Source organism: Dorea sp. YH-dor226, assembly GCF_039832105.1.
Classification (GTDB): domain Bacteria; phylum Bacillota; class Clostridia; order Lachnospirales; family Lachnospiraceae; genus Dorea_A.
In genome coordinates this window covers 1-15,385 of the sequence record NZ_JBDOHS010000016.1, presented here as the reverse complement: position 1 = coordinate 15,385, position 15,385 = coordinate 1, and the positions used below count along the sequence as shown (strand labels likewise).

General features: G+C 43.6%; 16 protein-coding genes. 1 reads left to right on the top strand and 15 read right to left on the bottom strand.

The annotated features are described in order from the left end of the window. Positions 1 to 58: 58 nt before the first annotated feature. The 7 genes from ABE547_RS12030 to ABE547_RS12000 all read right to left on the bottom strand — a co-directional run bounded on the left by ABE547_RS12030 (position 59) and on the right by ABE547_RS12000 (position 7,367). Complete coding sequence (locus tag ABE547_RS12030; RefSeq protein WP_347379019.1) at positions 59 to 247, bottom strand: hypothetical protein; 189 nt, start codon at positions 245 to 247, stop codon at positions 59 to 61. Then, positions 244 to 1,140: a DUF3137 domain-containing protein gene (locus tag ABE547_RS12025; RefSeq protein WP_347379018.1), complete on the bottom strand. Its 897-nt coding sequence runs from the start codon at positions 1,138 to 1,140 to the stop codon at positions 244 to 246. The genes ABE547_RS12030 and ABE547_RS12025 overlap by 4 nt, the downstream gene beginning before the upstream one ends. Before the next feature lie 17 nt (positions 1,141 to 1,157). After that, entirely contained in the window at positions 1,158 to 1,691 is a 534-nt protein-coding gene (locus ABE547_RS12020; protein WP_347379017.1) for a LemA family protein, read from the bottom strand. A 75-nt stretch (positions 1,692 to 1,766) separates the two neighbouring features. Continuing rightward, the gene (gene asnB / locus ABE547_RS12015) at positions 1,767 to 3,596 is read right to left on the bottom strand and encodes an asparagine synthase (glutamine-hydrolyzing) (RefSeq protein ID WP_347379016.1); all 1,830 of its coding nucleotides are present in this window, start codon (positions 3,594 to 3,596) and stop codon (positions 1,767 to 1,769) included. A 71-nt stretch (positions 3,597 to 3,667) separates the two neighbouring features. Beyond that, the gene (locus ABE547_RS12010; RefSeq protein ID WP_347379015.1) at positions 3,668 to 4,534 is read right to left on the bottom strand and encodes a hypothetical protein; all 867 of its coding nucleotides are present in this window, start codon (positions 4,532 to 4,534) and stop codon (positions 3,668 to 3,670) included. A 32-nt stretch (positions 4,535 to 4,566) separates the two neighbouring features. Beyond that, positions 4,567 to 4,806, bottom strand: a complete 240-nt coding sequence (locus ABE547_RS12005) for a hypothetical protein (RefSeq protein ID WP_347379014.1) — start codon at positions 4,804 to 4,806, stop codon at positions 4,567 to 4,569. Between the two features lie 80 nt (positions 4,807 to 4,886). Continuing rightward, positions 4,887 to 7,367 carry a LuxR C-terminal-related transcriptional regulator gene (locus tag ABE547_RS12000; protein ID WP_347379013.1) on the bottom strand — a complete coding sequence of 827 codons (2,481 nt, stop codon included), beginning with the start codon at positions 7,365 to 7,367 and terminating at the stop codon, positions 4,887 to 4,889. A gap of 413 nt (positions 7,368 to 7,780) precedes the next feature. Between ABE547_RS12000 and ABE547_RS11995 the strand changes: the two genes are divergently transcribed. Beyond that, the gene (locus ABE547_RS11995; RefSeq protein ID WP_347379012.1) at positions 7,781 to 8,116 is read left to right on the top strand and encodes a hypothetical protein; all 336 of its coding nucleotides are present in this window, start codon (positions 7,781 to 7,783) and stop codon (positions 8,114 to 8,116) included. Positions 8,117 to 8,232: 116 nt separating this feature from the next. Here the strand turns inward: ABE547_RS11995 and ABE547_RS11990 are convergent, their stop codons facing one another. The 8 genes from ABE547_RS11990 to ABE547_RS11955 all read right to left on the bottom strand — a co-directional run bounded on the left by ABE547_RS11990 (position 8,233) and on the right by ABE547_RS11955 (position 15,048). Continuing rightward, entirely contained in the window at positions 8,233 to 9,456 is a 1,224-nt protein-coding gene (locus ABE547_RS11990; protein ID WP_347379011.1) for an ATP-binding protein, read from the bottom strand. Positions 9,457 to 9,595: 139 nt separating this feature from the next. Then, a complete protein-coding gene (locus ABE547_RS11985) occupies positions 9,596 to 10,159 on the bottom strand; it encodes a hypothetical protein (RefSeq protein ID WP_347379010.1) in 564 nt (187 codons plus the stop codon). 44 nt (positions 10,160 to 10,203) lie between these two features. Further along, entirely contained in the window at positions 10,204 to 10,674 is a 471-nt protein-coding gene (locus ABE547_RS11980) for an LURP-one-related family protein (RefSeq protein WP_347379009.1), read from the bottom strand. A gap of 228 nt (positions 10,675 to 10,902) precedes the next feature. Further along, the gene (locus ABE547_RS11975) at positions 10,903 to 11,982 is read right to left on the bottom strand and encodes a HigA family addiction module antitoxin (RefSeq protein ID WP_347379008.1); all 1,080 of its coding nucleotides are present in this window, start codon (positions 11,980 to 11,982) and stop codon (positions 10,903 to 10,905) included. Then, complete coding sequence (locus tag ABE547_RS11970) at positions 11,975 to 12,334, bottom strand: type II toxin-antitoxin system RelE/ParE family toxin (RefSeq protein WP_347379007.1); 360 nt, start codon at positions 12,332 to 12,334, stop codon at positions 11,975 to 11,977. Before ABE547_RS11970 ends, ABE547_RS11975 begins: the two co-directional genes overlap by 8 nt. A gap of 210 nt (positions 12,335 to 12,544) precedes the next feature. Continuing rightward, positions 12,545 to 14,257, bottom strand: coding sequence for a LuxR C-terminal-related transcriptional regulator (locus ABE547_RS11965; RefSeq protein WP_347379006.1), 1,713 nt, complete (start codon positions 14,255 to 14,257; stop codon positions 12,545 to 12,547). Positions 14,258 to 14,418: 161 nt separating this feature from the next. Continuing rightward, positions 14,419 to 14,670, bottom strand: coding sequence for a hypothetical protein (locus ABE547_RS11960; protein WP_347379005.1), 252 nt, complete (start codon positions 14,668 to 14,670; stop codon positions 14,419 to 14,421). A gap of 87 nt (positions 14,671 to 14,757) precedes the next feature. Then, positions 14,758 to 15,048 (bottom strand): hypothetical protein, encoded by a 291-nt coding sequence (locus ABE547_RS11955; RefSeq protein ID WP_347379004.1) that lies wholly within the window; start codon positions 15,046 to 15,048, stop codon positions 14,758 to 14,760. Positions 15,049 to 15,385: the final 337 nt, after the last annotated feature.

Here is a 15,385-nt window from a genome sequence, read left to right as displayed (position 1 = left end):
TATTTCAATTCATTTGTATTGATTTTGCATCTGTCTGGAACCGTCTGGATCCGTCTTGTCACGCAAGTCTGGCCGCATTCAAGAAAATCAAAGTCAGAGCGATATATCCGACAAGAGCCAATGTGATCAAAGACAACAGTACAAGACAGATGATGCGTAGTTGCGGCTTTTCTCGCATATCCCGAAAGATCAGCACAATGCCTGTCACTGCCACTGCCAATAACAAGATAGCCATTCCCAGCGTCATTCGTTTGTCACCTTTTTATAGAGAGTATCTTCCACACGCAGTGTGTCGACAATATCGGTAAACCAACGCAGCTCATTCAGGAATTTCTGGCGCAGTTCTTCCACATTAGCATTACTTTTTCCAAGTTCAAAGAAGTCGCGCCCGCTCTTTACCGCAACGTGCATCTTTCCGTCTCGTAAAAATGACAGATAGACAGTGCCTCCACTTTTATTGGCCATATTGATAATATATTCCATCATGTTTGGTGTAAGGATGTAGTACGCTTCCTGCGGATTATTCGCTCTTACACAGAAGCGATTACTAAATTGTTCGTTATCCATCGTGACATTGCTTTTCATACGTTTACGATCTTTTTTACCCCACTCTGAGATATATACTTCGCCGGCAAGTTCCTTACCAAAGTCGCAGGTAAGCCACTGCCCCTTAAATTGTGAAATACGACTCGTTTCTGTATGTCCATCTTCGTCGGTGTACTCTTGCTCATCGATCAGCTCGATATCACCAAGTTCAATGTTCAGCCCATTGTAGACTGCCTTGATGTGGTCGCTGCCATCCGCGGTGTTATAAGAGAACGGAAATACCATGCTGCCAGGGTTTATTTTGCCCCAGGGATTATATTCCACATCATCACCCAGCGCCTCTTTAATCACACTGCCGATGATATTATCGCTAAGCGTCTTTTTAAGCGTGCTGGTGGCAGAGGATAACTGATACCCGCACGCCAGCGAAGCCACAAGCATAATAATCGCAATTGGGATCATTCCGGTTATGAACATTAAAATCATCCCCGCGCCACAAGCGTAAGTCAGAATCTTGAAAATCAATTCCTTGCTGCGTAATGATTGAATCTGGGATTCCAGCTCTTTATTTGTCATTATTTGCTTTTCTTCCATAATTATCAATTCCTTTCTTAAAACGAGATTTTTACATCTTCGCGCTTGCCTGCATCTGCAACAAAGAATTCCGCAGGCTGACGTCCGCCTGCTAAAAGCTTAGCCGGGAACATAGCAATCGCCGTATTGTAGGCAGTAACGTTGCTGTTATACAATCGACGAGCAGCCTGTAAATGCTCTTCCGCGTCGCGGATTCCCCGCTGAAGCTCTACAAAAACATCGCTGGAGCGAAGCTCCGGATAGTTCTCTGCCACGGCAAAAATCTTTCCGCTCAGGGTATCCATCTGCTGTTGGGCGTCGTTCATCTCCGCAATGGTCATACCGCGACGAAGCTCGATGACCTTTGTGAACAGCTCGCTTTCATGCGTCATATAGCCCCTGGCGGTATCCAACATTTTGGTAAGCACATTGTAGCGCTTGGTTAACGCTACCTCTACACCGGAAAGTCCCTCCTGCACACGAATTTCTTTTTTCTTGATGTCATTGACCGTTTTGATACACCAATAAACGATGGCCAAAACTACAATCAGAATAACAATTCTCGGATTCATAACACGTTCTTCCTTTCTACATATTTTCCATTCTTCCAAAACAAATCAGACCTGATTCATACTGCACTGCACAGTTTAAGAAAAATATACCTGATGCCATACAAGAAACATATACACGGTCCATATTTTTCTGCTATTATCCTGTTCCCCCTTTACATGTTTCTCCAGTAACTCAAGTAAGTTCTTTACATGGAAGAAATAGCGGGATGTCTCACTGGTAAATGCTTTTTCAATCTCACTTCTCCATGGTTCTTCCTTGATCCACACCCGGATAGGAACCGGAAAGCCCAACTTTTTCCGATTCACAATCTGGGAAGGTAATTTTTTTGCAGCTACTTGTCTGAACAGATATTTCGTCTGATGTTTTCTTGTTTTTGCATTTTCCGGTAACTTTCTTGCCAGTTCAAAAACATCGTAATCCAGGTACGGAACCCTGACTTCCAATGAATTAGCCATACTCATCCTGTCAGCTTTTTGCAGGATATCTCCCGGTAACCAGTTATTAATATCAATCTGCTGCATCCTGCTCATCGTGTCCAGTTCCAGGGTGTCTTCATATTGATTTTTTAAAAACTGTTCGCTTGACGTCACGTCTGTATCCTGTTTCAGAAGTTGTTGTATCTCATGAGTACTGAAAATATGTGCATTTCCTATGTAACGTTCCTCAATCGGTATCCCTGCACGGATTAAATAATTCCGTCCTTTCATATCCGGCAATTTTTCTGCTGCACGGGCAACTTTGCGCCTGATCTTTTTCGGAATCCAGTTCATCCACTTTAAAGCCTTCGGCTCAAGATAGATATTATAACCACCAAAAAATTCATCTGAGCCCTCACCTGATAAAACTACCTTAACTTGTTTTGCTGCCTCTTTCGCCACAAAATACAATGCAACTGCAGAAGCATCTCCACTTGGCTCATCCATATGATACATGACTTTCGGAAGTGCCGTCCAGAATTCCTCCTTTGTAATTATTTTAGAATAACTTTCCAAAGGATATATTTCTTTAAGCTCTCCGGCGTATTTGATTTCACTGTATCGATTATCTTCCCCTCCAAATCCTACTGTAAATGACTTTACCTTTCCCAGTCCGGCTGCCAGATAATTTGAGTCAATACCACCGGAAAGAAACGTCCCGACTTCCACATCACTGATCATATGCCGCTTCAAAGAATGCTCCAGAACATTCTCCAATTCTTCCACCATCTCATTCTCATCCATATCCACATCCTGTGGTGCCAGATCCGGTGTGAAATATCTTTGAATCTTCAGATTCGCATTTTCGTAGACAAGAAAATGTCCGGGATCGAGTCTGTAAATTCCTTCAAAGAATGATTCATTCAATGCGGAATATTGAAAAGCCAGATATTGTTCCAATGCCTTTTCATTTACTTTTTTTTGATATCCCGGAAAGCGAAGAATACTTTTAATCTCAGATGCAAATACAAAACATCCTTCAATCTCTGCATAATAAAATGGTTTTATGCCAAAAAAATCTCTGGCTGCAAATAACCTTTTCTTTTTGGAATCCCATATTGAAAACGCAAACATTCCCCGTAGTCTCTGAAGTATTCCTTCACCATACTCTTCATATCCATGTATCAATGTTTCCGAATCAGATACTGTCGAAAAAACATGCCCCTTCTGTTTCAGTTCCTCTCTTAATTCACGATAGTTATATATCTCACCGTTAAAGACCAGACAAATAGTACCATCTTCATTAAAGATCGGCTGATTTCCGCCTTCTAAATCGATAATAGAAAGTCTGCAGAATCCCAGAGAAACATTATCTTTCTGATAAATCCCGTCAGAATCCGGTCCCCTATGTCGAATTGCATCCATCATATCCGCCAAAACAGCTGCTCTATTCTCTTTTTTTCCAATAAAACCACATATACCACACATATTTCACTATACCCTCACTTATCCTTTGAATATCCATTTTTTTGCAGAATGTCGATCAGCCCTTCGGAACATCACCGATACAGCCCGAGGTAGGTCAGGACATAGCCGGATTCAATCAGGTTGCCGTTCTCATCAAAATAAGCCCTGCCACCGCCGGAAGATCCGTCGTCGTTCATCAAATAGACAGCTTCCTCATCATATTCCACCGGTCCCCCTGCAAACGGGGTAAATTCATCCGCCATATAGGTATTCCACCATCCTGCGTTACTGATCTCAAGAATGGTTCCATCTGGGTACTCCCAGAACCCCTGATATGCCGACTGAGCGTCCGGCTGGCAGACCTGTTCATCCTGTTCATCATCACCCCGCACATCGGCATGGGCGAAGTAGAATTCCGATCCCATATAGGGAATATCAGAGGGGAACACGTTGACAGAATACAGTTCCTCAAAGAACAATTCCCTGCCGCCATCCATGGTATAATAGATATTCTCGGCGTTCAGATTCTCGGTCAGGGTGCGCCAAAGGCTGTCCATCATGAACCAGCACAGCGAATCATGGTCGAAGAAATGGAACTCCTCTTTTTGCTCACGATCATCAAGTCCCGCAATCAGCGTAGAATCTGCAGCCCAGTCAACGATCCAGCCGTCATCGGTCTTGCTGGCGGTGATGAAAAAGTCCAGTCCGGTCAGACCGGTCAGCTCCCCAGCCAGCTCCTCAGCGGTTTTCTTATTGCCGGTGTATTCAATGGGGTATTCTTTGACATCTTCCGCACTGAAAACGGCATAGAGGATATCCGTCTGTGTACTCTCTTCTTCGCTCTGCAACGGTTTCGCCTGCTTCGATGAAGCGGAATCTCCGGAAGAAGATGCTCTCCCACAGGCTGAAAGCAGGCAAATGAGTATAGCCAATGTTAAAAAAATACTTCGTTTTTTCATATTTGTTATCCCCCTTCTTCATACGTTGTAACTCACTGCTCCTGCTCCGCCATGGACAATATTTCATCGTGGCTCAGTTCCACATTGCCGAAGCGGACAAAAATACCGTTGGTCACAGCACTGTTCCACACCTGTGGGTCAGTAAGCGGCCGGAAACGCATTTTGTCAAGATACGGCTTCATGTCCAGCAACAAACGGCTGCCGGACACAAAATCAACTTGCAGGATAAACCCGTCCATCGGTTTGACCGCTGAAATATATCTTCGTTTCACATAAATCCTCCTTTCGAAACAACAAATCCACCGTACAATCATTGTACGGTGGATTTTAAAAAATAAACATTAACCAAAGGTTAGGTCTTTTGCGTGAACAGCTCGGCAAGCCGCTTTCTCTTGGTTCGGGTGTCTCCTTCAATATGAAGTTTGGAATAGATCTGACTCACATACTGCTTGACGCTGCCCTCGGAGAGGAACAGCCTTTCTGCAATCTCGCGGTTCGTCAGGCGCTCCGCCATCAGAAGCACGATCTCATATTCCCGCTGTGTCAGCGCGTCGAACGCGCCCGGGCGGGTGTTTGCCGCTTTTCGCGCTTTTGCCGCTTCGCCCAGCTCGATAATCTTCACGATCAGGTCACTCTTTTTTTCCCGTTCCAGAATCGGCTGCAAGCGGTCATAGTTTTCCACGAAGGGCATGACGAAGCCGTCTGGCGCAGCATCGGAAAGCGCCCTTGAGATCCATGCGTGCGCTTCCTCGAATTTCCCAAGCATCTCATAGGACACCGCGGTCTGAATGCGGATATGCAGCGCGACCAGCGCATAATGCATTGCCTCGCACACGGCCAGTTGCCCCGTGCTTCGCCCGATTACTTTGGCATAAGCGCCCTGAGCAAGATACACCTGATTTTCAATCATCTCCATCATTGGCTTTCCTGGTGCAAGGAAATTGATCGAGGAAAGCTGATGCTCGGCAAAAACGGCAGGAATTCGTTCTGTCTCGCCAAGCAGGGCGTGGTAGTAGGCGCTGGTGGCGGTCCATATATTGATCCACGTGGCATTGTGATGACGCAGCAACTCCACACGGCGCTCCTCAAAAGAATATCGTTGCTCTATATCCATACACAGGGAAAGCCTCCATGCGAGGAAGTCACAGCAAAGCGCCATGTTAATCTGACCGTTCCCCTCGATCTGGGCATAGGCGCTTTCCAGCTCAATATGCGCGTCCGTGAAACATCCCTGCATGAACGCAGCCTCCGCCCGCATGATGGTTTCCGCACCCTGTCCGTGACCATCCGTGATTTTATAGTAATGAGGCATACATTCGTTCATCTCATGAAGCTCGCTTTGCAGCTCGCCGGGTGCACGATAGAACATCATCAGGACGGACGGCGAGCCGAAGGTCCAGCCGCCGCTTTTCTGGATGCTGATGGCAAGGCGGGACATCTGGCTGCTGGCACTGCGATGCAGACGGCTCATGGCGCTGATGTCGTTGTAGCAGAGGAAGCTCATGATAAGGTCGCACTCGCCCAGCAGGTTACCCCGCTCCTGCTGGGACAGATTCGGATTCTCCCGGATGGCGGTCAGCAGGAGTTCCTTCAATTCCAGCATTTTGGGGATATTTCGCCAGTTGAACATACTGCGCATCAGTACCAGAATCGACAGAGGATGCTCTTTCAGCACGGCAGCAGGGCACGCTTCCATATCGGAGAGTACAACCTGTGGATCAAGCGAGGAGAGCAGAATACTCGCGTCTTTTTGTATGACGCGCAGCAGGGCATCGTAATTTCCGCTCCGCCGGTAAGATGCTATGGCGTGCAGATACTGGCTGTGGTTTTCATACCACAATCCGAAGCGTTCCAGATAGAACAACTGTTTTTCCTTTTCCATCATCCGGAATCTGCGCTCGGCGCATTCCTTCATCATGTGGTGGAAGCGGAAAGTCACACCGTCCGGCAGGCATTTGACAAATGCATTTTGCTCAGTCAATACGGCAAGCAGCTTTTCTGCATCTGCGTCCTCTGTGACAAAGCGCGCCATTTCCACGGTAAACTCATCGGCAAGCCCCATGACCGCCAGAAACTCCTGTTGCTTTTCCGACAGTGGATCGATCATGGCAGCAGTGAACGTGGAATAGATGTCGGAGTTGCGGTCGGGCAGCGCACCACGCTCGGAGAGCGTCCGCAGATTCAGATAGACAGCAGAAAACCAGCCCTCACTGGAATAGAGCAGGGCTTCAACCTGCGCGTCGGAAAGGTCGGCTCCGCAGCGATGGGCGTAAATATTAAGCTCCGTGTGGTTGAGGCGGAGCTGATCCGTGCCGATCTGATATACCCTGTTCCCCAGACGTACCGCCTCCGCGGCCGGCAGAAAACGATCCCGGCTGGCGACAATCAGATGCACATTCGCAGGCAGCCGGTTTGCCAGCATACAAAGGAACGTGGAGACGCGCTGATCCGTCAGGAGATGAAAATCGTCCACGAAGATATAGCAGGGAGTTTCTCCCGCCAGTTCATGGCAGAGATCATCCACCAGCAGTCCGCCGCCGGATGCGTCTGTGGGGCAGATATAGTCCCGCAGAAAATCATAACCGGTGCGCACAAAGGCATCCTGTGTACTTTTCCAGAAGATTGCAAGGTTATCGGAATATACGCTGATGCGGATGATATGTAACGCTTCTGCTTTGGCACGCTCGGCCAGATACCAGTTCACCGCCGTTGTTTTTCCATACCCCATGGGTGCAACAATGGCAGTCATGGTGCTGTGGGAGACAGGCCGCAAACTCTCCTGCAGCCGTTCTGATATATATATGGTATTCAGGTTCGATTTCGGTTTTGGCATAACGTTCACCTCCGTGAAAACCAAATCTTAACTAAATACATTATATACGAATAACCGGAGTTTTCAACAGCCTCTGGTCAACCTTTTTTGCGAACTATGTCCTGCGACATATGCCATTTCCCAGGCGAAGGAAACGTGTAAACGCCACATACAGGATTTTCTCAGTAAAGAAAAGTTTGCAAAAACAATAACCAAAAAAAGACTTCCCAATGTTGTTTCAAGTTATGATTCAGTACTTATAAAAAAGGGAAAGGCATCGATCCGACGCTTCAGTTCAATAAAGCAATTAATATCAAGCTGGCATCGTCAAAAATCAATGGAATGATCATCCATCTGCTTATTCTGCACAGTCCTCTCGAGGTTGTTGAGTTTCACAGCCATTCTGACGCCTGGCGCCCGATCATGGTAAAAGAGTGCCGTTTAGCTCAGGAACCTCCGTCAGCTATAATTACATAGATTACCGGTTTAAAAACAATACGGATCAGGATGTTCAGCTGCTTGTCTGGTGCAGCGACGGCAAGCTTTGGGCAGAATTAAGAAGCGAAAGACAATTCCCGCAGTATTATGAGATTTTTGAAGAAGATCATCATTTCCATAAAGAAGGAGATAAGTATTACAGGATATCCAAAATCTATAGAAATGTCATTGACAGGGCAACCGGAAAGGTGACCGATAAGCAGCTGATTCGTGACAATCATTCTGAGGTCATGTTTGATTATGACCAGATTCCGAAGGAATTGATTCGATAATAACAGGATTAAATGGGTAACTGTTAAATATTTTACTCTCATTCTGTTGCCACTTATAAACGAAAAACATACCGGCACTCATTTCTCGAATGGAAGTGAATGTCGGTATGTATCTTTTATATCATCCAAATTGGTACAATATAGTTTTCCCGGTCGATGGCAGACAACTCCGGCTTCATGCACAGGATTGCACCCTTTGACCTTGGAATTGAGGCGTTATCCAGAAGATGAAATACACCGGTAAGCTCTGATCCGGGATTTGATGACTTTTTAATTTCAATCGGATTAAGTACACCATCATGCTCTAAGACGATATCGATTTCCTTGGCATCCTTATCCCGATAATAATACATGAAAGGCTCTTTTCCGCAGTTCAGATAGGTTTTTCTGATTTCGGCAACGACATAGTTCTCAAGAATTGCCCCGTTCATTGCACCGCTTTCCAACGTTTCCGGACTGCTCCATTTCGTCAAATAGCAGACCAGACCAGTATCATAGAAATACAGCTTCGGTGTCTTCACCAGTCTTTTCAGCATATTGTTGGAGTATGGATGGAGGTAGAAAATGATACCCAATGTTTCCAGGATTCCCAGCCAATCTTTAACCTGTTTCTGGTTGATATCCGCATCTCTGGCGATGTCGGCCATATTCAGCATCTGTCCGCTTCTGGCTGCCACCGCAGTAATAAACTTCAAGAACTTCAGCGAATCTATTGAGTCGGATAATTCTCTGATATCTCTTTCGATATAGGTGGATAGATAGCTGCTGTAAAAAATCTGACTGTTGCTATTCTGACCACTGATAAGCGCAGGCATGGAGCCTTTGAAGATTCTCTCAAAAATACTTTCTGCATCAGCAGGTATTCTTTGCTCACTTCTTTCAGATAAAGCTTTCAGATCAACAAGGAATGGTTCCATCTGTCCTCCGCACATCTCTGCCTGGGATAAGGAGGTCAATGAAAGCACAGCAACGCGGCCTGCAAGAGACTCCTGTACACCGCGCATAAGCTTAAAAACCTGCGACCCGGTAAGCCAGAAATCGCCGGGATTGTGTGTTTTATCCACATGAATCTTAATATAAGTGAACAGCTCAGGAGCATACTGAACTTCGTCGATCAGCACTGGTGGTTTATGCAGCTGCAGAAAAAGCTCAGGATCCGTTTTTGCTATATTTCTCTCGTTCAAATCATCAAGAGAAACATATTTTCGTCCCGTCCCCTCCATCAACTTTTGAAGCATTGTGGTTTTGCCGACCTGCCTGGGCCCAGTAACTAAAACAACCGGATACTCATCGGAAACTTGCAGGACGACCTTCTCCAAATTTCTTGCAATATAATTCACGAAAACACCTCCTCGGCTGATTTGTAGTTTAATTATATAATAGCCGAAATCACAGCCGGAATCAAGTTGTTTTCGGCTAATCTGTAAATCAAATATATTTTAGCCGAAAAAAATCAACTAATAATAGTATATACATATGTTATATACTGTTATTCACAATCTGTTCCAAATGCGCCGCGATGAATTCCTGCGCTTTCTGAGAATACATAACAATTTGATATGATTGTCCATTTGTCGATATTCGTTCCTGCATGTAAAGCCCAAAGTCTATTCCCAACTCCGTTGCTTCTGGATGGAGCTTTCCTGTATACTTGTCCTGAACATCGATTAAATATCCTTTCCGTTTCAGCCAGTCTGTTACTGGTTTTGTACCGATTCCCCGCACATTCGGATCAAGCGCCAATCCTTTCAGCCTGTTCATAAAATAGGCAATCGAAGTATCATCTACATATTCAAACTCAGAAAGGCATTCAAACGGAAATGGGGACTTTGATGGTTTAGATGCCCGTCCGCCAACCATACCATCATTTTCCTTAACTGCAGTAAGAACCTCTTTTACAAAATACATACACCGAATCACATTCGGATTGTTTAATACGGAATCCTCTTCCACAGGTTTGTTATTCACAGGATTCTTGCCATCAGCGATACGTTCAATATATTTCATGGCAACTTCCAACTTTTTCATATCAATCTGCGTCATCTTACTTCACCACCTTAACGATCCATAGAAAGATGAAATACCTTCTAATTTCTAGAACATTTTTCTGCATCGATTGCCAACACAAACATTAACGCATCCAATGCATTTTCCGGATTCCTTATATCAATAACGTAAGTATCCGTCATATGAAACAACTCTTTACTGATACTTGCAATCTGATTGCTGCTTCGATCAAGAATACTATATTCCCATTCCATGATCGTTCCATCAATATGCCATCCGTTGTAATCGATATTATAATGCGGTGTCAGGAACGAAAATTCTTTGCTTAAGCATCCGATATAACTGCCGTTTTTATAAATCTCGAACTTTGGAAGGAAAGTAAGCACCTGCTGAACAACCATTCCCACTTCATTTCCATAAGCATCATAGATTACAAGCTTGTGCCCCCAGGACAACTGACCTTTTACCACATAAACGGTATTACCAGACTCATCATAAATATCATAGCTGTCAAACCAGGAAAACAATCTCTGTTTGAATAACAGTTTCATAACCTCACCACTTTCTTCACTTCATCATAATAGGTTCTTTATAAATATTATAATACCAGACTATCACATTCTAAAAAATATAAATATTAAAGAATTAACCTGTCTTATTCACATCTCAGGATAAAATGGCAATCGTAGAATGCGAATCCGCACTTTCTCCCCAAATGGATAAAAAAATAAGGCCATCTATCGTGGATAACGGTAGACGACCTCACGTTATATACCTCTTTATGATGTTATTACTTTGTATGTGTGTTTTAATGCTTTTGACAGTGCAACATTTGTAAATGGAACAATCTGATCATTTTGCAAGCGACCAAGGACAATACCCGGATCTCTGTCAATTCTTTCAGCAAATCTGCGGATAGCATTTTCGCTAAACTCATTCATTTTAACGAAAGCCTCATATTCTCCCGGAGGAATCAATTTGTCTTCCGCATATTTATCTGCTGCATCCTCCTGTCCAGCGTGCTCATTTTCAAATGTAATTCCATAATCACCATTAATAATATGGCCAATCTCATGAAACAGAGTAAACCAAAATGTATCTGAATAGAAACGTCTGTCATTCACCATCAGCATTACATTCTGTCCAATCTTCTTGGTTGCACCATTTATTCCTGAACCCGGAAGATTTGGAAGTATTACGAATATTACTCCCGCATCTTCAAAAGCCTGCCTGATCAGTGGATAAAAATCACCATGCTGTGTTGTTAATGTCAATGCATAATCAACAGCTTTTTCAAACTTCTTTTTGTCAAACTTAGGTGCTTCTATCTTCAGTGCCTGATTAATTGCGATCTGAACCATTGCATTTGCTCTGGCAATATTAGCCTCTTTCATATCCTCAGATGCACTTCGGAAACTAACTGCCATATTTTGCTTTGTGAAAACAGATAATGATGCAACATTTAAAAATTCACGTAGGCACTTAATCTGTTCATTTGTTTTTCTCGGAAGATCAGGCAGTCCAAAATTCTCTCTGAAATATGTGTACTGAAAGTACTTGAAAATTCTTCTTTCCTGTTCTAATTCCTTGGATGATTCAAACTCAGCGATCAAAGCGTCATAGCTCTTCTGAAGATTCAGCCAGTATTCAACACTAGTCCCTAACATTCGAGATAATTTCATGGCTATATCGATTGATAAGCTTTGCTCCCCACGTACCAGAATACTTAAATTCTTTGGCGTGGTATCTAATCGTTTTGCAAAATCTTTCTGAGAAAGTCCACTTTCTTCAATGATTTCTTTGATATAGTATCCAGGATGAAAAGCAATCTTATCATTATATTCAATATAATTACTCATAATGGTTACTTACCTCCTTTACTTCAACAATTCTAACCACACCAGCAATTTCATCAATATTACAAGGATCATAAGGTTCTTCATTCTCATCTAATGGCTGAATAATAATACGCCATGGATCTCTTCTCGTTTTTACATCTATAGCAAAAAATCCATCCATATTGCCACTCAACTTATGAAAATGAAACGTCGGCATCATTACTATATCCTTAATTACACTCGCCTGATGCATAGCATTTATTCGGGCAAATAAGCTGGTTGCTAATGCAGCATTCCCGCCAAACAACTTTTTTGCAGTTTTTAAATCGGTACATTGTTTCTGAACTTTGCTGTTATTGTATAGTAGCTGCACGTTTGCCCTCCTTTTCAAATTACCCGTTGGGTAATCTAAATATACCATCAGGAGAGGCTCTAGTCAATAATTCACACACTCTTTTCACAATTATTCTTCCAATCGTGTCCGTACTGGTTTCCGCCAGCAAAGCCAGCTGATTCTGTGTCAGTCCCTCCTTGGTACGAAGTTATTTCAGTAGCATAAAGCAATGTGCAATCATCCCGACAGCTACAGCATGTTTTCCGGTTTTGGCATGCGTCCGGTCCATCCCAGACTCCTTGCCCATGTTTTATAGCTTTTCTTCTCTTCCGGATCATCACCGTTAATCGTCTCAAGGAATTCGCAAAAACCTCCAACACCACCAACATCATCCACAAGGCTCATTCCATCCCAGGCAATGCAGATTGGTTTTTCCTTACGCTGAATCTCTCTCAACTTGTCCAGAAACTCTCCGTCTATTTGCTGACCAAAGGCATCTACAAACAAAGCTTTCTCAGGAACGAATCCATTTTTATCATGAAGCATATCGCCTTCTTCATCCCTGGCATAAACTGTTTTGTCGTACCAGGCATTGGTGCAGGTGATTTTAATCTCCCACCCATCGCCATAGTCATATCGATAACACAATGCAGATAATGCCGGAATTGGTTCAGGATTATAATCAATACACAGCATTTCCAATTCACGGTCCAGTTCCTCTATCTCCCGGAAATATGGAACCATGTCGATCGTCGGATTTCCTTCTTCGTCAAAATGCGTTTCTGCCTCTTCAACGATCTGATCCATACGGGCTGTCAGTTGTCTGTATTTTTTGATAATGCCCTTACGTTTTTTCTCAACTTGTTTCAGGGCGGCCTCTTTCTTCTGTTTCCATGAATCCCAATCTCCCTGTTCAGCCGGTGTTTTTAGTACAGTCCAAAGCATCAGGCGTTCCAGCATTTCCTCACACTGACCTTCCATGTAGAGATTCCACGTTCTCTGATCTGTCGTTTTCTTCTGAATCGCAGGCCAGTTCTTTCGGAAGCGGTCTACTTCAATCTGTGCCGGGATGTAATGCTCTCCCACGCCTTCGTAGGAGTATGGACCACAATACTTGAATTTCAGCCAGGTCTTAATACTTTCACCTTCCTCATAATCATCGTCCCAATATATATCTTCATAATCTTCACTTGGAAAACGGAAATACATACCAACCTGACGGGTCCACTCTTTTACCAATCCCCCATCTGTCATTTTTTTGAATTCATCCTCATATGGAACATAGCTATGAAGGTGGCTGTTTTGCCATCCAAAGGCTTTCATGATTGCATAATGAAGACCATGCAGTGTCATATTACCCGGAACAATAAAGTCTCTGGTAATTCCATCCTTCATTCTTCCGTATCTTCTAAGAACTTCCTTATGTTCATCTGCGATATATTTCAGATCCAGTTCCAGATGAAGCTGCATCGCCATAGGGATCCGCTTCATCTCTGCTTCGATCATGTCCCAGAATTCCTTTTTCTCTTTCAGTAATCGCTCTTTTTCAGCTCTTAATTCTTCAAGAAGGCGCCGCTGCTCCTGAATATCATCCTCTTGCTTTTTTGAACGTGCTTCTGTATTGGTAACCTGATTTTTTGCTGCCTGCTGCATCCGTCCTCTATATTCCTCACTTCGAATCGCTTCGTTGCTTCTGTCTTCCCCGCCATACTGCCCACGGGAATAAGGCATATAAGACTGAACACTCTTCTCTGATATAACAAGCTCCTCTGCTATCTCAGCTACACTTTTACCCTTTGCAAGCAAATCTGCTACCTGTTCACTGGTTTTACTGTGCCACAATCCCTCCGTAATCAGTACTCTTCGTACTTTGATCGGATATGTACCAAGCTCCTCCGCTGTCTTCTTTACGGAACCCGTCTCTTTATAACTATCAATAATCTGCTGATATAACTCATCCATATATCAGGACCTCCTTCATGTATCTTAGATGGCCTACCTTTTTCTTATGATATCAGTATACGACCGAGCATTCAACGTGTCAACCTTACCTTTTAGTAATTGAAGAAATGCATTTCCAGGTTATATGAAGACCCGAAAATGCATATTTTACCACATTCACATTACCAGCGCTGCACCATGAATTTCACTCTCTCCTGCACGTCCTCACTAAAATCAGACAGATCCTCAAGACCAATCACCTCATCCTGAACCAACCGAACGAGATCGATCAGCATATCGGATTTGCTGGCAGATAAAATAACGCCAGGAGCTTTGCGATCTTTTTTGATACGTTCTTCCAGTGCCCAGAATCGTTCAGAACCCTTCTTATCACAGGTCAGCAGCTCTACATATTCCTTGCATAAACGTTCCATATAACTTTCCTGCCAACCAGGAAGTTTCTCACGGAACAATTTCCAATCACGTTTTGATACTTCAACCATAATCTCACCTATAACCAATCAATAATTCTCAAGCACATCCTGCAAATATGCCTTATATTCAGCCTTCACATTATCCGGACCAGTAATCTTCATCCCGGATCCGATACCAGTTACCCAACCAAAGAACTTCGGACTTACTGATACCAGAACTATGGTTTTAAAGTGATCCTCTCCCTGCGGGATCAACCAGACATCATGTCCAAAGCGATCGATGATAACACCGGCCAGTCGCTCCTTCAGAAGGTTATTTCTCTTGTTGACTGTCACATTTCTCACTGCATAAGAAAGAGCCTTCTTCGTACCGACCATCACCAGAATCTTCTTGGCCCGGGTAATACCGGTATAGATCAGTCAATCTGAATACTCTTATTTCGCCACTTTAACGATCCATTTCATTTCTCCATTTTAGTTCATATACTGTCTAATTTTATCAATCAATGTAATATCTGCCGGCAGCCAGGCAACTGATGTTGTATAAATAAAGTTGACACCTTATTCTCAAAGAATTCATGTATAATAAAGAGTAGGTAATTGTTAAATGATTTTTTTCTATGATGTGGATAACTCTCCTCATATAAGGAGAGAAAAAACGGTCATTATTCAGAATGGTTTCTGAATTGACATAAATCATCAGATATGGGGCGTA

What these genes read in the sequence shown, in the direction of transcription:
- ABE547_RS12030 (WP_347379019.1), bottom strand. Translation starts at nt 247, where the DNA reads ATGACGCTGGGAATGGCTATCTTGTTATTGGCAGTGGCAGTGACAGGC.
- ABE547_RS12025 (WP_347379018.1), bottom strand. Translation starts at nt 1,140, where the DNA reads ATGGAAGAAAAGCAAATAATGACAAATAAAGAGCTGGAATCCCAGATT.
- ABE547_RS12020 (WP_347379017.1), bottom strand. Translation starts at nt 1,691, where the DNA reads ATGAATCCGAGAATTGTTATTCTGATTGTAGTTTTGGCCATCGTTTAT.
- asnB (WP_347379016.1), bottom strand. Translation starts at nt 3,596, where the DNA reads ATGTGTGGTATATGTGGTTTTATTGGAAAAAAAGAGAATAGAGCAGCT.
- ABE547_RS12010 (WP_347379015.1), bottom strand. Translation starts at nt 4,534, where the DNA reads ATGAAAAAACGAAGTATTTTTTTAACATTGGCTATACTCATTTGCCTG.
- ABE547_RS12000 (WP_347379013.1), bottom strand. Translation starts at nt 7,367, where the DNA reads ATGCCAAAACCGAAATCGAACCTGAATACCATATATATATCAGAACGG.
- ABE547_RS11985 (WP_347379010.1), bottom strand. Translation starts at nt 10,159, where the DNA reads ATGACGCAGATTGATATGAAAAAGTTGGAAGTTGCCATGAAATATATT.
- ABE547_RS11980 (WP_347379009.1), bottom strand. Translation starts at nt 10,674, where the DNA reads ATGAAACTGTTATTCAAACAGAGATTGTTTTCCTGGTTTGACAGCTAT.
- ABE547_RS11975 (WP_347379008.1), bottom strand. Translation starts at nt 11,982, where the DNA reads ATGAGTAATTATATTGAATATAATGATAAGATTGCTTTTCATCCTGGA.
- ABE547_RS11965 (WP_347379006.1), bottom strand. Translation starts at nt 14,257, where the DNA reads ATGGATGAGTTATATCAGCAGATTATTGATAGTTATAAAGAGACGGGT.
- ABE547_RS11960 (WP_347379005.1), bottom strand. Translation starts at nt 14,670, where the DNA reads ATGGAACGTTTATGCAAGGAATATGTAGAGCTGCTGACCTGTGATAAG.
- ABE547_RS11955 (WP_347379004.1), bottom strand. Translation starts at nt 15,048, where the DNA reads ATGGTCGGTACGAAGAAGGCTCTTTCTTATGCAGTGAGAAATGTGACA.